Consider the following 17,554-nt stretch of genomic DNA (forward strand, 5'->3'; position numbering starts at 1 on the left):
GCATCTGCGCTTGTGAGATCGAGCGCCGCCCGCGCGGCGCATCGCGACGCAAGGCCGCTCCCACATCTGTTTCGGGCCAATCATTCCTGTGGCATTGGCGCGCGCCCCTTGTTTGTTCCATTCGATTTCGATGGGTGATCATTTGCTCTTCTGCTACCGCCAGCCATGCGCCAAGGGTGCGCGCGCCAAAGGAGCAGGAGTAACTAGCCCGAAACAGATGTGGGAGCGGCCTTGCGTCGCGATGCGCCGCGCGGGCGGCGCTCGATCTCACAGGCGCTGCACCTGTCATGGCGAACACCTGCAAGCCACTACACAACCCACCCACCAAAACTCACGCCCCCTTCGGCAATTTCATATGCCGCGCATACCAAGGCCTGCGCGGCGTACGCCGCAGCAGCTCATCAACATCCCGCTCGCCACTGAAGGCAATGCGCAACGCCAGCTTCATCGCCTCCACCTCCATCTCCCCCGCCCCGCCGCCGGCATCGGAAATCCCCCCGCAGCCATGGGTCATCGGCCCAAGCCAAGGGTCGCCAACCTGCACCCAGCGCCCCGGAGCAAACCACGACACACCGTTGACTTCGCGACGCTGCACCTCACCCGGGTGGGCGCGCTCGTGGGCTCGGTACCAGTCCTCGATGCGGTCGTCGATCCAGCCATGAAAGCGCCAGAACACCGGGTTGACGTGGGACGAGAACGGATCACCGAGAAAGTCGTTTTCCTCGCGGAACCAGCGCGCCGCGTAGTCCGTCTGGTTGCGATCGCCCATCACCGGCGCGCCGTTGGAGGGGTCGCGAGTGACGGTCGCCCAGCGCATGTGCAGCCAGTCGTGGATGTTCAGCTCCACTTCCGAGCCGAACTGCCCCAAGGTCAGGCGGCTGAGGTAGTCCGGGTCCTGGTATTGCGACTCCCAGACCTGGAAGTTGCTGAAGAACGTTTCCGCCGCCTTGATGCCATGCAGCCATTGGCTCAGTTCTTCATCATCGGCCGCGACCCAGGCCGGCGGCACCGAGTTGCCATCATGGTTCTCCTGGTAGCGGATGAAGCCCAGCCGGTCGTATTCCAGTTGCGGTGACGGCAGCGGCAGTTGCGTCCAGTTCGGCAGGTCAGGCTGCAGGCCGCGGGCGTGCCCCAGCATGTGCCGGTGCATGAAGAAGAAGTCCTCGCCGGAGCCATTGAGGTGCTTGCGCCGCCCACGTGCGCCGCGCTCGGCGTCACGCGGGCCGGGTTGCCAGCCGGCACCACGCAGGGCATCACGCTTGTCATCGTCCAGGCGGTGCCACTTGTCCCGGGTGGCATGCCACACCTGGTGGAACAGGCGGTGCTCGGGCGAGTTCAGCCAGGCCATCAGCGCGGGCGCCAGCGGCGCGACCTGGCGGGCCTCGGGGAAGGCGCGCTTGCTGGCGACGAAGTGATTGTCCGGTTCGGTCATCAACAATGGCCGGTCGAGGCGACGGATGCGCCCGGTCAGGGTGCCGGCACCCGCGTTGCCCCAGGACGCCCAGACTTCGTCGAGGGTCGCCTCCAGTTCATGGCTCGGCGCTGATGCCCCGGCCGGCACCAGGCGCCAGCGGACCTTGCCAGCATCGGCGGCGACCAGCTCGCCAAGCACTCGGTAGCGCGGCTGATCATTGCCACGCAAGCGCTCAGCCACGTCGATGCAGCCGCGCAGCGAGCGGCCGGTCGGGCCGACATCGAGCAGCATCTGCAGGCCCTGCAGCGGCAGGCCGTCCAGGCCGGCCTCGGCACCACTGAAGCGCACATCCCAGATACCGCGCAGTTTGTCGGCAATACGCACGCCAGCACCTGCGGCGGCCGCTACCGTGGCTTCACCGGGGGTCTCGACCTCGTCTTTCTTGAGTTGTTCATCGTGGTCGCGCGGCTGGCGTGCATACCACGCTGCCGAACCCGCTGCCCCGGCCACCGCCAGCCCCACCATGAACCCACGCCTGGAAAACCTCATCGCCACATCCGTATCCGTGTCAGCCACGCCTATCGAGCTAGAACGAGACGCCGCCCGGCAAATTTACCGGCGGCGCGCCGCTAAATTTCCCCCTGCCGCTCTCGTCCCTCCGTGACAGGCAAGCCCCGTGATCGCGGCTGCCGCAACCGCATCGACCCTGCAACCAACGGGATGGCAATGAACACGACACGCTTGCGCAAGGCCCCCTACCTCGCTGCCCTGGCGCTGATCCTCGCGCTCGCGGGCGCCGCGGCCTGGTACTTCTTCATCTACCTGCCGGCCGGTTACCCGCGTGAGGTGGTGAAACATGCCGAAGAACTTCAGGAGCGCATCCTCTCCTTCGACAGCCATATCACCGTGCCGCTGAACTTCGGCACCGAAGGCAAGGAAGCCGACAAGGATGGCAGCGGCCAGTTCGACCTGGTCAAGGCCGGCCGCGGCCGGCTCTCGGGCGCGGCGCTGACGATCTTCGGCTGGCCGGAAATCTGGAACGGCCCGAACGCCCCCCATCGCCCGACCGCCGCCTTCGTCGACGAAGCACGCCAGCAGCAGGAGATGCGCTACAAGATCCTCACCGGCATGGTCCGCGACTACCCCAACCAGGTTGCCATCGCCTACACCCCGGCCGACTTCCGCCGCCTGCATGGCGAAGGCAAGTTCGCGATCTTCCTCAGCATGCTCAATGCCTACCCGCTGGGCCACGACCTCGATGCCCTGGACACCTGGGCCGCACGCGGCATGCGCATGTTCGGCTTCAGCTACGTGGGCAACAACGCCTGGGCCGACTCCTCGCGTCCGCTGCCGTTCCTCAACGACACCCCGGATGCCCTTGGTGGCCTGTCGCCGCTGGGCGAGCAGGCGGTGGGCCGGCTCAACGACCTGGGGGTGATCATCGACGTGTCACAGATGTCCACCCTGGCCCTGGAAGACGTCGCCCGCCTGAGCCGCGCGCCGATGGTCGCCTCCCACTCGGCACCGCGGGCGCTGGTGGACATCCCGCGCAACCTCAGCGACCACGAGCTGCAAACGATCAAGCACAGCGGCGGCGTGGTGCAGGTAGTAGGCTTCCCGGCCTACCTCAAGCCGCTGAGCCAGGCCACCCTGGACAAGCTCAATGCCCTGCGCAAGCGCTTCGACCTGCAGCCGCTCAATGGCCTGGCCAATGCCTTGATGCCCGGTGACGCGATCATCTCGATCTGGCCCGAGAAAAAGTTCGGCGAGTACGCCAGCGCGCTGTACACCATCCTCGACGAAGAGCCCCGCGCCACGGTCAAGGACCTGGTCGACGCCATCGATTACACCGTGCGCAAGATCGGCATCGACCATGTCGGCATCGCTTCCGACTTCAACGACGGTGGCGGCGTCACCGGCTGGATGAACGTCGGCGAGTCACGCAATGTCACCGCCGAGCTGATCCAGCGCGGTTACTCCGACGCTGACATCGCCAAGCTGTGGGGTGGCAACTTCCTGCGGGTGTGGGAAGAGGTGCAACGCCTCGCCAAGCCTGGTGGCAACCGCCAAGCGGAGCGTGGCTGATGAACGACCGTCGCAGCTTTCTCAAGCAGGCCGGCCTGCTCGCCGCCGCCCTGCCCCTGACCGGCAGTTTTGCCCAGACCGCCATGGCGGCCGCGCCTGTGGCAACAACCGGCCTGAACAAATGGCAGGCCTTGCGCCAGCAGTTCGACCTCGACCCGGCCTACCTGCACTTCTGCAATTTCCTGCTCGCCTCCCACCCCCGAGTGGTCAGCGAGGCCATTGCCCGCTTCCGCGCGCGGCTGGACCAGAACCCGGGCGAAATGGTCGACTGGGACCGCGAGGAGCTCTGGGGCTATGAAGATGAAGTGCGCAACTGGGCCGGCCGCTACTTCGGCGTGCAGCCAGGCCAGGTGGCCCTGACCGGCAGCACCACCGAAGGCTTGTCGATGATCTACGGCGGCCTGCAGGTGGCGGCAGGCAAGGAGATCCTGGTCAGCGCCCATGAGCACTACTCCACCAATACCCGCCTCGCCTACCGCGAGCGGCTGACGGGCACCCAGGTGCGCCGCGTGACGCTGTTCAAGGAGCCGCAACTGGCCTCGGTGGACGAAATGCTCGGCAACCTCCGCCAGGCCATCCGCCCGGAAACCCGCGTGCTTGGCATGACCTGGGTGCAGTCCGGCAGCGGCGTCAAGCTGCCGATCCGCGAAGTCGGTGAACTGGTCAAAACGCTTAACCAAAGCCGTGACGAGCAGGACCAGATCATCTATGTGGTCGACGGCGTGCACGGCTTCGGCATCGAGGACGTGAACTTCGCCGACTTCCACTGCGACTACTTCATCGCCGGCACCCACAAATGGCTGTTCGGCCCACGCGGCACCGGCGTGATCATCGCTCGCGAAGCCAAGCCCCAGCCCTACCTGGTGCCGAGCCTGCCGACCTTCACCAAGGGCGATAACTTCGGCACCTTGATGACCCCCGGTGGCTACCACGCCTTCGACCATCGCCTGGCCTTGGGCAAAGCGTTCGAACTGCACCTGCAACTGGGCAAGGCCGATGTCCAGGCCCGCGTGCACCAGCTCAACGGCTACCTCAAGCAGCGCCTCGCCGAGCACCCCAAGGTGCAGCTGGTGACGCCGCGCAGCAGCCAGCTTTCTGCCGGTTTCACCTTCTTCCGCGTCGAGGGCCGCGACTGCGATGCCGTCGCCCGTCACCTGATGGCCAACAAGGTGATCAGCGACGCCGTCGACCGTGACGTCGGCCCGGTAGTGCGCCTGGCCCCGAGCCTGCTCAACGACGAGGCCGAGATCGACCGGGTGATGACCATTCTCGCCCCGCAACTCGCCTGACCTTTTGCCTTTCAAGAGAACCGCCATGCACACCTTCCCCCCCCTGGCCCTGGTGGCCGCCCTGCTCGCCAGCGCCCCGGCCCTGGCCGCCGATGCCCACGCACCCGGCCAGACGTTCAAGGACTGCAAGGATTGCCCGCCCATGGTGGTGCTGCCCGCTGGCAGCTTCACCATGGGCGTGCCTGACGATGAAGTCGGCCGCCAGCCGGACGAAGGCCCGATGCACACCGTGACCTTCGCCAAACCCTTCGCCATCAGCCAGTTCCAGGTGCAAGCCAAACAGCTGCAGGCCTGGCAGCGCGACGCCAAGGTCACCCTCCCCGACGGCGACGACCGCCCCGGCCGGCGCTGCACCAACGGCAAGCCCAGCTACCCGCAGGGCCCCGACCAACCGGCGGTGTGCATCAGCTACGACGAGGTCAAGGCCTACGTCGCCTGGCTGTCGAAGAAGACCGGCAAGCACTACCGCATGCTCAGCGAAGCCGAGCGCGAATACGCCGCCCGCGCAGGCTCCAGCGGCCCGTTCCCGTTCCCCTTCGATGAAGGCAAGGACTACAGCATCGCCCAGCACGCCAACACCTACGGCGCCGCCGACGGCTACAACTACACCTCGCCCGCCGGCAGCTTCCCGGCCAACGCGTTCGGCCTGTACGACATGCACGGCAACGTCTACGAATGGGTCGCCGACTGCCGGCACGACAACTATGTCGGTGCCCCGGCCGATGGCAGCGCCTGGATGGAGGCGAGCTGCGAGTACCACCACATTCGCGGCAACGACTACAGCGAAGCGCCGGTGTTCTCCCGCTCCGGCAACCGCAACTACCGCGAACCTTATGTGCGCGGCGACTGGCTGGGCTTCCGGGTAGCGCGCGAGCTCTGAGCCCCACTTGCCGTAGCTGCCCAGGCCCAGGGTCTGGGCCTCCTAAATAAGAACGCTTCCCGAACGTCTTCATCACAGGGCAAAGGCCCGCACGGCGCCTGCCTTGCATAGCGCCCCAAAGCGCATCCGCGCATCCACCAGGAACCCACCATGAACCGATCGACCCCTGGCGCACTTCGCGAACTCCTCGGCTTGCTCAAACCCTACCGGCTGATTGTCGCCTTTGCCGTCGGGCTGGGCATCGTCGGCGGCTTCTGCATCACCCTGCTGCTGGCCAACATCAATAACCTGCTGCATGCGCCGGGTGCCCTGAGCTGGGGTGTGGTGCTGGCGTTCGCCGGCATCTGCCTGGTGGCACTGGCCTCCTCCATCGCCTCGGACATCGGCACCAACTATGTGGGCCAGCACGTCATCGCCGGTTTGCGCCGCGACCTGGGCGAGAAGGTGCTCAGCGCCCCCATCGAACAGATCGAACTCTACCGCAGCCACCGCCTGATCCCGGTGCTGACCCATGACGTCGATACCATCAGCGACTTCGCTTTCGCCTTCGCGCCACTGGCCATCTCGTTGTCGGTGACCCTGGGCTGCCTGGGTTACCTGGCGCAGCTGTCCTGGCCGATGTTCCTGATCGCCGCCCTTGCCGTGCTGCTCGGTACTGCGGTGCAGTACATTGCACGGGTGCGCGGCATTCGCGGTTTCAATGCAGCGCGCGAAGCCGAGGACGAACTGCAGAAGCACTACGACGGTGTTGCCTCCGGCGCCAAGGAACTGCGCATCAGCCGGCCGCGCCGCCAGCGCATGTTCAACGACCGCATCAGCCGCACGGCGAACTACATCCGCGACACCCACGTGCACTCGATCAACATTTTCGTCATCGCCAAGAGCCTGGGCTCGATGCTGTTCTTCGTGGTCATCGGCCTGGTGCTGGCCCTGCAACAGGCCCAGCTGGTCAGCGACCCCAAGGTCACCAGTGGCTTCGTGCTGGTACTGCTGTACATGAAGGGGCCGCTGGAACACCTGGTCTCGACCCTGCCGATCGTCAGCCGCGCGCAGATCGCCTTCCGCCGCATTGCCGAACTGTCGCAGCAGTTTTCCTCACCCGAGCCTCACCTGCTGCTTGCGGCCGCCGAAGTGCCCGATCAACAGATCCGCAGCCTCGAACTGCGCAACGTCGGTTTTGCCTTTGCGCCAGTAGCCGGCGCGGCACCGTTCGCCCTGGGGCCGATCAACCTGCGCATCGAACAGGGCGACATCCTGTTCATCGTCGGCGAGAACGGTTGCGGCAAGACCACCTTGATCAAGCTGCTGCTGGGGCTGTATGCACCGCAGCAAGGCGAGATCCTGCTCGATGGCCAAGCCGTCACCGCAGCCAACCGCGACGACTACCGTCAGCTGTTTACCACCGTGTTCGCCGACTATTACCTGTTCGATGACCTGCTGCAGGACGCCCAGGCCCTGCCCGAGGATGCCGGCAAGTACCTGCAACGGCTGGAGATCGCGCACAAGGTACAGATCCGCGACGGCGCCTTCACCACCACCGACCTTTCCACCGGCCAGCGCAAGCGCCTGGCGCTGGTCAATGCCTGGCTGGAGAAACGCCCGGTACTGGTGTTCGACGAATGGGCGGCCGACCAGGATCCGACCTTCCGGCGCATTTTCTACACCGAACTGCTGCCGGAACTGAAGCGCCTGGGCAAGACCATCATCGTCATCAGCCACGACGACCGCTACTTCGACGTCGCCGATCACCTGCTGCGTCTGCGCGACGGGAAGCGCGTTGAAACAGCCGTTACAGAATTTTCGGTCTGACTTTTCCGGTTCTTGCGGGTCGGAACGTTACATAAATGCGAATAAAACTCATATGTAATCTGCCAATACTGAGTACCAGCATGACCACCAACACGTTTTCACCACTTGCCAGGGCAATCCGCAGAACGTCACTGGCCTTGCTTTCCCCGTCGCTGCTGGCCTGTACACTGGCTGCCGCGATGAACGCCAATGCCGAGCCTGTGCAACTGGATATCCCATCACAAGGGCTGGTCGGGGCGCTCAACGCGCTGGCCAGGCAGGCCGACCTGCAACTGCTGTACAGCCCGGACACCGTGCGTAACACCACCGCACCGGCGATACGCGGCAACATGGAGCCGGAGCAGGCGCTGCGCCTGCTGCTGCGTGACAGCGGCCTGACCTACCAGCTCAACGGCCATACTGTGATTCTCAATGGCGCATCCGGGGCGTCGGCAGTGGAACTGGGGCCACTGAACATCGATGCCAACACACTGAATGCCACGAGTGAGGGGACCAACTCGTATGCCGCACGCGCCGTGACCATTGGCAAAGGCGTCCATACCCTGAAGGAAACGCCGCAGTCGGTCACCGTCATGACCCGCAAGATGCTCGACGACCAGAACCTCAACACCCTCGAGCAGGTGCTGGACAAGACGCCCGGTATTACCACCTACGACTCGCCCATGGGCGGCAAGTACTTCTACTCCCGCGGCTTCAACCTCGACGGCCAGTACCAGTACGATGGCGTGCCCCTGGACGTGGGCGGCAACTATGTGCAGGCCAACAGCTTTTCCAGCGACATGGCGTTCTATGACCGCGTCGAGATCCTCAAGGGTGCGGCCGGCATGATGAAGGGCTCCGGCTCCTCTGCCGGCGGCGTCAATTTCGTGCGCAAGCGTGGCCAGGACAAGGCCCACACCAGCGTGACCCTCTCCGCCGGCAGCTGGGACAACTACCGCAGCCAGGTGGACGTGGGCGGCCCGCTGAACGAGTCAGGCACCGTACGCGGCCGCGCCGTGGCGGCGCTGCAGGACAAGCAGTACTTCTACGACAACGCCGATCGCCAGGACCGCGTCGCCTATGGTGCCATCGACTGGGATGTGACGCCCGACACCACCCTGGGCTTCGGCCTGGCCTACGAGGATGTCGACGCCTCGCCTTGCTACCACGGCCTGCCCCGTTACGCCGATGGCAGCGACCTGAAGCTGTCCCGCTCGACCTGCCTGGGTGCCAGCTGGAACGACCTGCAAAGCGAGCGCATCACCGGTTTCGCCGACCTCAAGCACCGCTTCAACGATGACTGGTCGCTGAACTTCGCGTCGGTCTATACCCACAACAACCAGAACATCGAGTACGGCTACTCCGAAGGCTCGGTGCCGGTCGGTGCCACCACCGGTGCGATGGGACGCTATTCCGGCCGTTTCGACTACGACCAGACCGACTACGGCTTCGATAGCTACATCGATGGCAAGTTCGAGGCGTTCGGCCTCGAGCACGAGCTGATCGTCGGGGCCAACGCCAGCCGCCAGAACAACCATGACTACTTCGCCCTGCTGGCCTTGAGCGGCACGCAGAACCCTTTCGACCCGTCGGATAACTTCCCGCATCCATCGAAGGCCGACTACCAGACCGGCACCCTGCGCGGCGGCCCGTTTCCGACCGACTCCACCACCACCCAGTGGGGCACCTATGCCAACCTGCGCCTGAAGCTGGCCGAACCACTCACCCTGGTGCTGGGTACCCGCGTCAGCTGGTACCGCAACGACCGCGATTCCTATACCCAGCGCTGGGATACCTGGGAGCATATCCGCAGCAAGGAAAACGGCGAAGTCACTCCCTTTGGCGCCGTGCTCTACGACCTGAACGACCAGTGGACCGCCTACGCCAGCTACGCGCAGATCTTCCAGCCGCAAGGCAACCTGACCACTGCCGACGGTCAATCGCTGCAACCCAAGACTGGCGGCAGTTATGAACTGGGTATCAAGGGCGAACTGCTCGACGGCAACGTGAATACCTCGTTCAACCTGTTCCGTACCATCGAAGACCACCGTGCCGAAACCGATTATGAAAATGTCTGTGCAGGTTCCAGTGACGGTTATTGCTACACGGACAGTGGCAAAGTCCGTGCCCAGGGCTTCGAGGCCGAGATCAGCGGCTCGCCGATCGACCGCCTGCAACTGCTGGCCGGCTACACCTACACCCAGACCAAGTACCTGAAGACCATCAACGATACCGACCCGACCGAGCTAACGTTCACCTCCAGCTTCATTCCGCGGCACATGCTCAAAGTCTGGGGTGATTACCAGCTCGATGGCGCACTGGCTCGCTGGACGGTCGGTGCAGGTGTGTCCAGCCAGAGCGACAACTTCCGCCGCCAAGGCGACATCCGTATCGAGCAGCCGGGCTACACCCTGTGGAGTGGCCGTGTGCAGTATCGCCTGGACGAGCATTGGACCGTGGCGGTCAACGGCAACAACCTGTTCGACAAGAAGTACTACTCCACCATCGGTGCCACCGGTTGGGGTAACTACTACGGCGAGCCACGCAACTTCATGCTGACGCTCAAGGGCGACTTCTGAGGTGGGTTGCCTGAACACCAAAGGGGCCGCTTAGCGGCCCCTTTTGCTTGCCCCTCACTCAGTTGCCGAAGCACCGGGTCAACGCCACACACAACTGCTCATGCACCCGCAGCACATCCGGCACTACCGAGGCCATGCGCAGCAGGTCATGGGTCAGCCCCGGTAGCTCCATCACCTCGACAGCCACCCCCGCCGCGCGCAAGCGCTCGACGTAAGCCCGGCCTTCGTCCAGCAACGGATCGAGCCCGGCCAGGGCAACGATGGCCGGCGCCACACCGCTCAGATCCTCGGCCAGCAACGGTGAGAAACGCCAGTCCTGGCGGTCCTGCGGGGTGCGCGCATAATGGTTGTAGAACCATTCCAGCGTATCGCTTTCCAGCAGGTAGCCTTCGCCGAACAGCGTACGCGAGACACTCTGCCGGCTGGCATCGGTAACCGGGTAGCACAGCAGCTGGGCACAAGGCGTCAGCGTCGCTCGCTCCCCCAGCTGCGCCGCTTCGATGGCCAGCACCGTGGCCAGCGTCGCACCGGCGCTGTCGCCGCCGAACGCAACGCGTGCGCTGTCCAGCCCCAACGGCCCGGCCTGCCTGGCCAGCCAGGCCAAGGTATCCTGTCCGTCCTCCAGGGCGACCGGGAAGCGGTGTTCAGGCGCGAGTCGATAACCCACTGCCAGCACCGCGCAGCCGGCCCTCGCGCACAGTTCGCGGCAGACACCGTCATGGCTGTCGAGGCTGCCGACGACAAAACCGCCGCCATGGAAATACACCAGAACCGGCAGCTGAGCCATTGCCCGTGGCGGCCGATACAGGCGCAGCGGTATGGCCGCACCATCCCGGGCCGGGGCGTGCAGCGTCTGGATGGCCAAGCCCTCAGGCGCGGCCCAGCGCAGTTGCTCGGTGGACTGCTCAAAGACCCGGCGGGCTTCTTCAGGTTTCATCTGATGAAACGGTGCGTTGCCCGCGTTGGCTTCAGCCAGGTCGAGAAAAGCTTCAAGTTCAGGATGCAGCATGGTGTTCCTCGAAGAGCGGGAGGCCTGCGGCGGCCTCCCCCGATTGGATGAGGGAAGGGTCAGCCCAGACGTTCCAGGCAGTGCTCGATCAACAGTTCCAGCTCGGTGCAGTAGCTGTCCATCAGCGCCTGCACGGTCTCGGGGCGGTAGCGGCGAGTGCTGTAGATGCAGCGCAGCGCCAGGCAGCCGTCGTAGACCTGGCCGATCACCTCCAGCCAGTTGCCCAGGCGAGCGACGGGGCTGTAGCAGTCCCCCGTCCCTTCGGCAGCCGGCACCAGCAGTGCCTTGTCGTCGAAGCTCTGGTCGAACTGCCCCAGATAGTTGAAGGTGATCCGTGCCTGCGGCAGACGCGCCAGGCGCTCACCCAGCGCAGGCTCGCCGAGGTAGCGCAGCACGCCATAACCGATGCCCTTGTCGGGCACTGCCTGCAGTTGCCCCTGGATGGCCAGGATCGAACTGCCGATGTCCGCCTCAGGCTGCAGCCGCACCGGGAACATGCTGGTGAACCAACCCAGCGTGCGCGAGAGGTCGAGTGCCTCGAAGAGGTCTTCGCGGCCATGACCTTCCAGTTGCACCAGCACCGATTCCTGCTCGGTCCAACGACACAGCACACGGCCCAGGGCAGTCAGCAACAAGTCGTTGATCTGCGTGCCATAGGCGGCAGGCGCCTCCTTCAACAGACGGCTGGTCGAGCGGCTGTCGAGCACTACCCTGGCCACGGCCTGCTCACAGACCTGGTTGCGCCCCCGCGGGTTGTCGCACGGCAAGTCCTGCCCCGGGCGGTCCAGTTGCGCCAGCCACCAGTCGCTTTGCTCGGCAGCGATACGCCCGGCATCCGCTGCCAGTCGCTCGACCCAGGCGCGGTAGCTGCTGCTGCGCATCGGCAGCGTGGGCAGCTGGCCCTGGCAACAGGCCTCGTAGGCGCTGCGCAGGTCCTCCAGCAGCACACGCCAGGACACCGCATCCACCACCAGGTGGTGGATGACCAGCAACAGGCGTGCCTCACCATTGGCCATGGTCACGTGCATCGCACGCCACATGGGGCCGTCGGCCAGGTCCAGGCTGCGTTGCGCCTGGTTGGCCAACCGCTCCAGCGCCTCGGCGTCGGCAGCCTCGCGGCGCCACAGCTGCGGCGCATCAGCGCCTTCGCCCAGGTAGTGCTGCAGCCAACGGCCGCTCTCGCGACTGAAGCGCAGGCGCAACGAATCGTGATGCCGCTGGATCAGGGCCAGCGCCCGTTCCAGCGCATCCAGGTCCAGCGCACCGCGCGCCTTGAGCATCAGCGCCTGGTTGAAGTGCTGCGGCTCGCGCATGTCTTCGGCGAACAGCCACTCCTGGATCGGCAGCAAGCGGAACGCACCCTCGACCGCCACCTGGCTGCCGTCCGCCACCGGGCCGGAAACCGTCTCGGCAGGCCGCTCGCAAATGCCGGCGATGGTCTGGTAACGCAACAGGTCGCGCAGCTTCAGGTCAAGGTCCAAGTCAGGGTGGTTCTTCACCCGCGACACCACCTGCAAGCTGAGAATCGAATCGCCGCCCAGCTCGAAGAAGTTGTCTTCGATGCCGACCTGCCCGACCTGCAGCACCTGCGCCCAGATCTCGGCCAGCAACTGCTCTTGGGCGTTGCGCGGCGCCACATAGGCCTCCTGCTGGAAGCTCGGTTCCGGCAGCGCCTTGCGATCCAGCTTGCCATTGGGCGTGACCGGGAACGCGGGCAGCACCATCACCTGCAGCGGCACCATCCAGTCTGGCAGGCTGGCGCGCAGAGCCATTTTCAGGCTGTCGCCCGACAGTGACTGATCACCAACCACGTAGCCCACCAACTGCTTGCCGGAGGCACTGTCACGCGCCACCACCAAGGCGTCCTCGACACCCGACTGGCGACGCAGCGCCGCTTCGACTTCGCCCAGTTCGATACGGAAGCCACGGATCTTCACCTGCTGGTCGATACGCCCCAGGTAATCGAGGATGCCATCCTGGCGCAGGCGCACCAGGTCGCCGGTGCGGTACAACCGCGCGCCGGGGCTGCCGAACGGATCGGGCACGAAGCGCTCGGCGCTCTGCCCGGGCCGGTTCTGATAGCCGCGGGCAACCCCTTCACCACCAATGTACAGTTCGCCGGCAAAGCCCACCGGCAACGGGTTGAGCTGCTCGTCCAGCACATGCAGGCTGCGCTCCCCTACGGCACGCCCGATGGGCGCGTAGTCGGCGCCGCAACGGTCATTGCCCGCCGCTTTCCACAGCAACGGCGTGACCACGGTCTCGGTGGGGCCATAGCCATTGGTGAAGTAACGCGGGCGCAGCGCCGCCCGGACCTGCTCGAAGCTGCGTTCCGGTACCGCATCACCACCAAAGCAGTAAATGCGCACGGGCGGCGCCGGCATGCCACTGCCTTCGACGAATTCCGCCATCTGCTTGAGGTAGGCCGGCGGGAAGCAGGCGATGTCGATTCGCTGTTCGTGCAGCGCACGGCAGGTCTGCTCCGGCGTCCACAGGCTGCCATCGCGAATCACCAGCGTGCCACCGACCATCAAGGTGGTCAGCCAGCGTTCATGGGCCCCATCGAAGGCGAACGACATGAAGTGCAGTTCGCGCACTCCAGGCTCCATCTCGTACAGCTCGGCAATGGCCTGGCAATGCATGCTCAACGGCCCTTGCGGCACCGCCACGCCTTTCGGCCGACCGGTAGAGCCCGAGGTATAGATCAGGTAGGCCAGGTTGCCAGGCCGGGCCTGCAACACGGGTGCGGTTTCCGGCCAGCTGTACGGGTCGCCGCTGTCCAGCAGTACGCGTCGCAGGGCAGCCGGTGCGGGCACGCGCGCCTGCAGCGCATCCTCGGTAATCAGCAAGGCCATACCCGAGTCCTCGACCATGTAGGCCAGGCGTTCGGCCGGGTAGTCAATATCCAGCGGCAGGTAGGCGGCGCCCGTTTTCATCACCGCCAGCAAGGCCACCAGGGTTTGCACCGAACGTTCCAGGGCAACACCGACGACCACTTCAGGCCCCGCGCCCGATGCTTGCAGACGGTTGGCCAAGCGATTGGCCGAGCGCTCCAGCTCCAGGTAGGCAAGTTGCTGGCCCCCGCATTGCACTGCAAGCGCGTGGGGGCGCAGTTCGGCATGGCGGCCGATCAACTCCACCAGCGGCTGCGCCTGCCAGCCATTCCCGGGTGCCGCACTCCAGTCCTGCAGTGCTGTGCGTTGTGCTTGCGGCAGGCGCTGCAGGTTGCCCAGTGACACCTGCGGGTTGGCGAGCATTTCTTCCAGCAGATGCTCCATCATGTCGCGAATGCCCTGCACCACTGGCTCGCTGAAACAGCCGCGCAGGTACAGGTATTCGATGGACAGCTGCTCGCCCAGGTGCACCGCCAGGTCCATGGGGAAGTTGGTCACGTCGTGGTTGGACGACTCGCCGAAGCTCAGCCCGCTGGCAGCGCTATCACCCAGGCGCTGGTCGATCGGGTAGTTCTCGAAAACGATGATGCTGTCGAATAACGGCTGCCCCCCCTGCCCCGACCAGCGTTGGACGTCGGCCAACGGGGCATGGGCGTGCTCGCGCAGTTCCAGGTTGTCGTGCTGCAAGGCCTGCAACCAGTCGAGCAGGGACTGTTCGGCGTCCATCCGGCCAATGACCGGCAGGGTGTTGATGAACAGCCCCAGCATGCGCTCGGCCCCTGGCAGGCCCTCCGGCCGCCCGGCGACGGTCGCGCCGAAGCATGGCGCCGCCTGGCCGGTGTAACGCTGCAGCAACAGCAGCCAGGCGCCCTGGACCAAGGTATTGGCAGTGATGCGCAACTCGCGGCAGCGCTGCTGCAGGCGAGCCGTGCGCTCGGCGTCCCAACGGGTGTACAGCGCGTGGTGGCCCTGTTCGTCACTGACATGCCGCGGGTGCACGGCCTGGCTCAGTGAGGTTGGTTCGTCCAGGCGTTGCAGGCGGCCTTTCCAGAAACGCTCGAGAGCGTCCTGGTCCTGGCGCTGCAGCCAGGCGATGAAATCGCGGTACCGGCCCACCTCACCCGTGCTGTGGCCTTGGTGGTACTGCTCCATCACCTCGCCGAACAACTGCGAGCTGGACCAGCCATCCATGAGAATGTGGTGGCTGGTCCAGGCCAGGTGGTAGCGTTGCTCGGCCACGCGGATCAGCAGCAGCCGCTGCAGTGGCGCACGGGTCAGGTCGAAGCCGCGAGCGCACTCCGCTTCGGCGCGCTCGGCAAGGCGCTGCTCATCCACCGCCTCACCGCGCCAGTCGAGCAACTCGACGTCCAGGCGGGCCTGGCGGTGTACCACCTGCACCGGGCGCGGCAGCCCTTGCCAGTGGAAGCTGGTACGCAGGATGTCGTGGCGGGCCATGACCCGTTGCCAGGCCGCCGCGAAGCGCTGCGGATCGAGGCCGTCGACCGGCAGGCAGACCTGGTTGACGTACAACGCCGAGCCGCCGTCGGACAGGGTATGGAACAGCATGCCTTCCTGCATCGGTGACAGCGCATACACGTCCTCGATGTCATCCACAGCCACCGGTAACGAATCGAGCTGGGCCTGGTCAAGGCCGGCCAGCGGGAAGTCTGTCGGGGTTACACCGTGGTTGCCGGGTTGCCGGCAATGCTCCACCAGGGCCCGCAGAGCACTTTCGAAGGCGTTCGCCAGCGCCTGAACCCGGCTTGCCTCGAAGGTGCAGGTACTGAATGTCCAGTTCAGGCTCAACACGCCCTGGTGAACCTGGCCATCCAGGTTCAGCCAGTTGCCCAGCGGTGCATCGTCGTCGATCCCGCTGCCGGCCGATTCATCGGCCAGACGCCACAGCGCATCCTCTGCCGAGCCGGCATCGAACTGCCCCAGGTAGTTGAAGGTGATGCGTGGCTGCGGCAGGGCAGCCAGCGCGTCCCGGGCTGCCTGTGGACCCAGGTGGCGCAACAGGCCGTAGCCGAGGCCTTTGTTCGGCACGCTGCGCAGTTGTTCCTTGATGAGCTTGATCGACGTGCCGATATCGGCAGCAGGTTGCAGGCGCACCGGATACAGGCTGGTGAACCAGCCCAGGGTGCGCGAAAGGTCGGTAGTGTCGAACAGCGCTTCACGCCCATGCCCCTCCAGCTGCACCAGTGCCGACGCCTCGCCGCTCCAGGCGCACAGCGCCTGGGCCAAGGCGGTCAGCAGCAGGTCGTTGACCTGAGTGCGGTAAGCCGCCGGTACGTCCTGCAGCAAGGCACGGGTCAATGCCGGGTCGAAGCGGCTGGTCAGGGTGTGGGCATGGCGTCTGGCCTGGCTGCCATCGCGGTGATCGGCAAGGATGCCTTCGCCGCCACCGGCAAGCTGCGCCTGCCAATAATCCAGTTCGGCGGCCATGGCCGGGGACTGCGCATGGGCTGCCAATTGCTCGCCCCAGGTCTGGTAGGAGCTGGTCTTGGCTGGCAACTGCAACGCCTGCCCCGCCTGCAGCTGGCGATAAGCTGACTGCAGGTCCTCCAGCAGGATGCGCCAGGAAACACCATCGATGACCAAGTGGTGGATGACCAGCAGCAGGCGCTGGCTACCGTCGGCCAGGCTCGCCAGCAGCGCGCGGCACAGTGGCCCATGCTCCAGCGACAGGCTGCGCTGGGCCTCGGCAGCTGTCTGTTCGAGGTTTTCGACCTGAACGCACTGCAATTGGACGGCCTGGTCGACCGCAGCGTGGTATTGGACCCAGCCCGCGGCTTCCTGGCGATAGCGCAGGCGCAAGGCATCGTGGTGCAACGTCACATGCGCCAGCGCGGCGCCCAGCAGCTCGCCATCCAAGGCTTCGACAGGCGCCAACAGCAAGGCCTGGTTCCAGTGATGACGGGCTGGAATGGCGGTTTCGAAGAACAGTTGCTGGATCGGCAGCAACGGCGCCTCGCCTGTCACCGGCGCTTGCTCGACCTGGCTGGCTTCGCTGTGTCCGGCAACGGCGGCCAGACGCTGCAAGGTCTGCTGTTCGAAAACGTCCTTGGGCGTGAAGCACAGGCCTTGCTGGCGGGCACGGCTGACCAGCTGAATCGAGACGATGGAGTCGCCGCCCAGTTCGAAGAAGTTGTCGTTCAGACCCACCTGCTCGACCTTCAACACGGCCTGCCAGATCGCGGCCAGGCGTTGTTCCAGCTCGCTCTGCGGCGCCACGTACTCGTGCCGCGACTGGCCCAGCTCCGGCTTCGGCAGGGCCTTGCGGTCGAGCTTGCCATTGGGCGACAGCGGCATGCGCTCGAGCAGCACCCACTGGCTCGGCACCATGTAGTCCGGTAGTACAGCGGCCAGATGTGCCTTGATCCCGTCCAGGCTGTCGGCCTGTTCTGCCACCACATAGGCCACCAGCTGCTTGCCGCTTGGGCCGTCCGCTGCCACCACCACGGCTTCGCGCACCGCCTCCAGTTCCTGCAGGCGGGCTTCGATCTCGCCCAGCTCGATACGCAGGCCGCGGATCTTCACTTGATGGTCGATGCGCCCGGCATATTCGATCACCCCGTCCTCGCGCTGGCGCGCCAGGTCGCCGGTGCGGTACAGT

8 protein-coding genes are annotated in these 17,554 nt (G+C 65.5%); 5 read left to right on the forward strand and 3 right to left on the reverse strand.

Going from position 1 to position 17,554, the window contains the following annotated elements:
* Positions 1-331: 331 nt before the first annotated feature.
* Positions 332-1,963, reverse strand: coding sequence for a pyoverdine maturation tyrosinase PvdP (pvdP, locus tag HU738_RS25455; RefSeq protein WP_186604930.1), 1,632 nt, complete (start codon positions 1,961-1,963; stop codon positions 332-334).
* A 177-nt stretch (positions 1,964-2,140) separates the two neighbouring features.
* Between pvdP and pvdM the strand changes: the two genes are divergently transcribed.
* The 5 genes from pvdM to HU738_RS25480 all read left to right on the forward strand — a co-directional run bounded on the left by pvdM (position 2,141) and on the right by HU738_RS25480 (position 10,035).
* Positions 2,141-3,499, forward strand: coding sequence for a pyoverdine-tailoring dipeptidase-like protein PvdM (gene pvdM, locus HU738_RS25460; RefSeq protein ID WP_186604932.1), 1,359 nt, complete (start codon positions 2,141-2,143; stop codon positions 3,497-3,499).
* The gene (gene pvdN / locus HU738_RS25465; RefSeq protein ID WP_186604934.1) at positions 3,499-4,788 is read left to right on the forward strand and encodes a pyoverdine-tailoring periplasmic protein PvdN; all 1,290 of its coding nucleotides are present in this window, start codon (positions 3,499-3,501) and stop codon (positions 4,786-4,788) included. The genes pvdM and pvdN overlap by 1 nt, the downstream gene beginning before the upstream one ends.
* A 25-nt stretch (positions 4,789-4,813) precedes the next feature.
* Positions 4,814-5,668 carry a dihydropyoverdine dehydrogenase gene (pvdO, locus tag HU738_RS25470; protein WP_186604936.1) on the forward strand — a complete coding sequence of 285 codons (855 nt, stop codon included), beginning with the start codon at positions 4,814-4,816 and terminating at the stop codon, positions 5,666-5,668.
* A 150-nt stretch (positions 5,669-5,818) separates the two neighbouring features.
* On the forward strand, positions 5,819-7,477 hold the full coding sequence (locus HU738_RS25475; RefSeq protein WP_186604938.1) for a cyclic peptide export ABC transporter: 1,659 nt from the start codon (positions 5,819-5,821) through the stop codon (positions 7,475-7,477).
* Positions 7,478-7,557: 80 nt separating this feature from the next.
* Positions 7,558-10,035, forward strand: a complete 2,478-nt coding sequence (locus tag HU738_RS25480) for a TonB-dependent siderophore receptor (RefSeq protein WP_186604941.1) — start codon at positions 7,558-7,560, stop codon at positions 10,033-10,035.
* A gap of 58 nt (positions 10,036-10,093) precedes the next feature.
* Here HU738_RS25480 and HU738_RS25485 read toward each other — a convergent pair whose 3' ends face one another.
* Positions 10,094-11,044, reverse strand: a complete 951-nt coding sequence (locus HU738_RS25485) for an alpha/beta hydrolase (RefSeq protein WP_186604944.1) — start codon at positions 11,042-11,044, stop codon at positions 10,094-10,096.
* 59 nt (positions 11,045-11,103) lie between these two features.
* A partial coding sequence (locus HU738_RS25490; RefSeq protein ID WP_217871526.1) for a non-ribosomal peptide synthetase occupies positions 11,104-17,554 on the reverse strand: 6,451 nt, incomplete at its 5' end.

Origin of the sequence: Pseudomonas vlassakiae, from assembly GCF_014269035.2 — a bacterium.
Lineage (GTDB): Bacteria > Pseudomonadota > Gammaproteobacteria > Pseudomonadales > Pseudomonadaceae > Aquipseudomonas > Aquipseudomonas vlassakiae.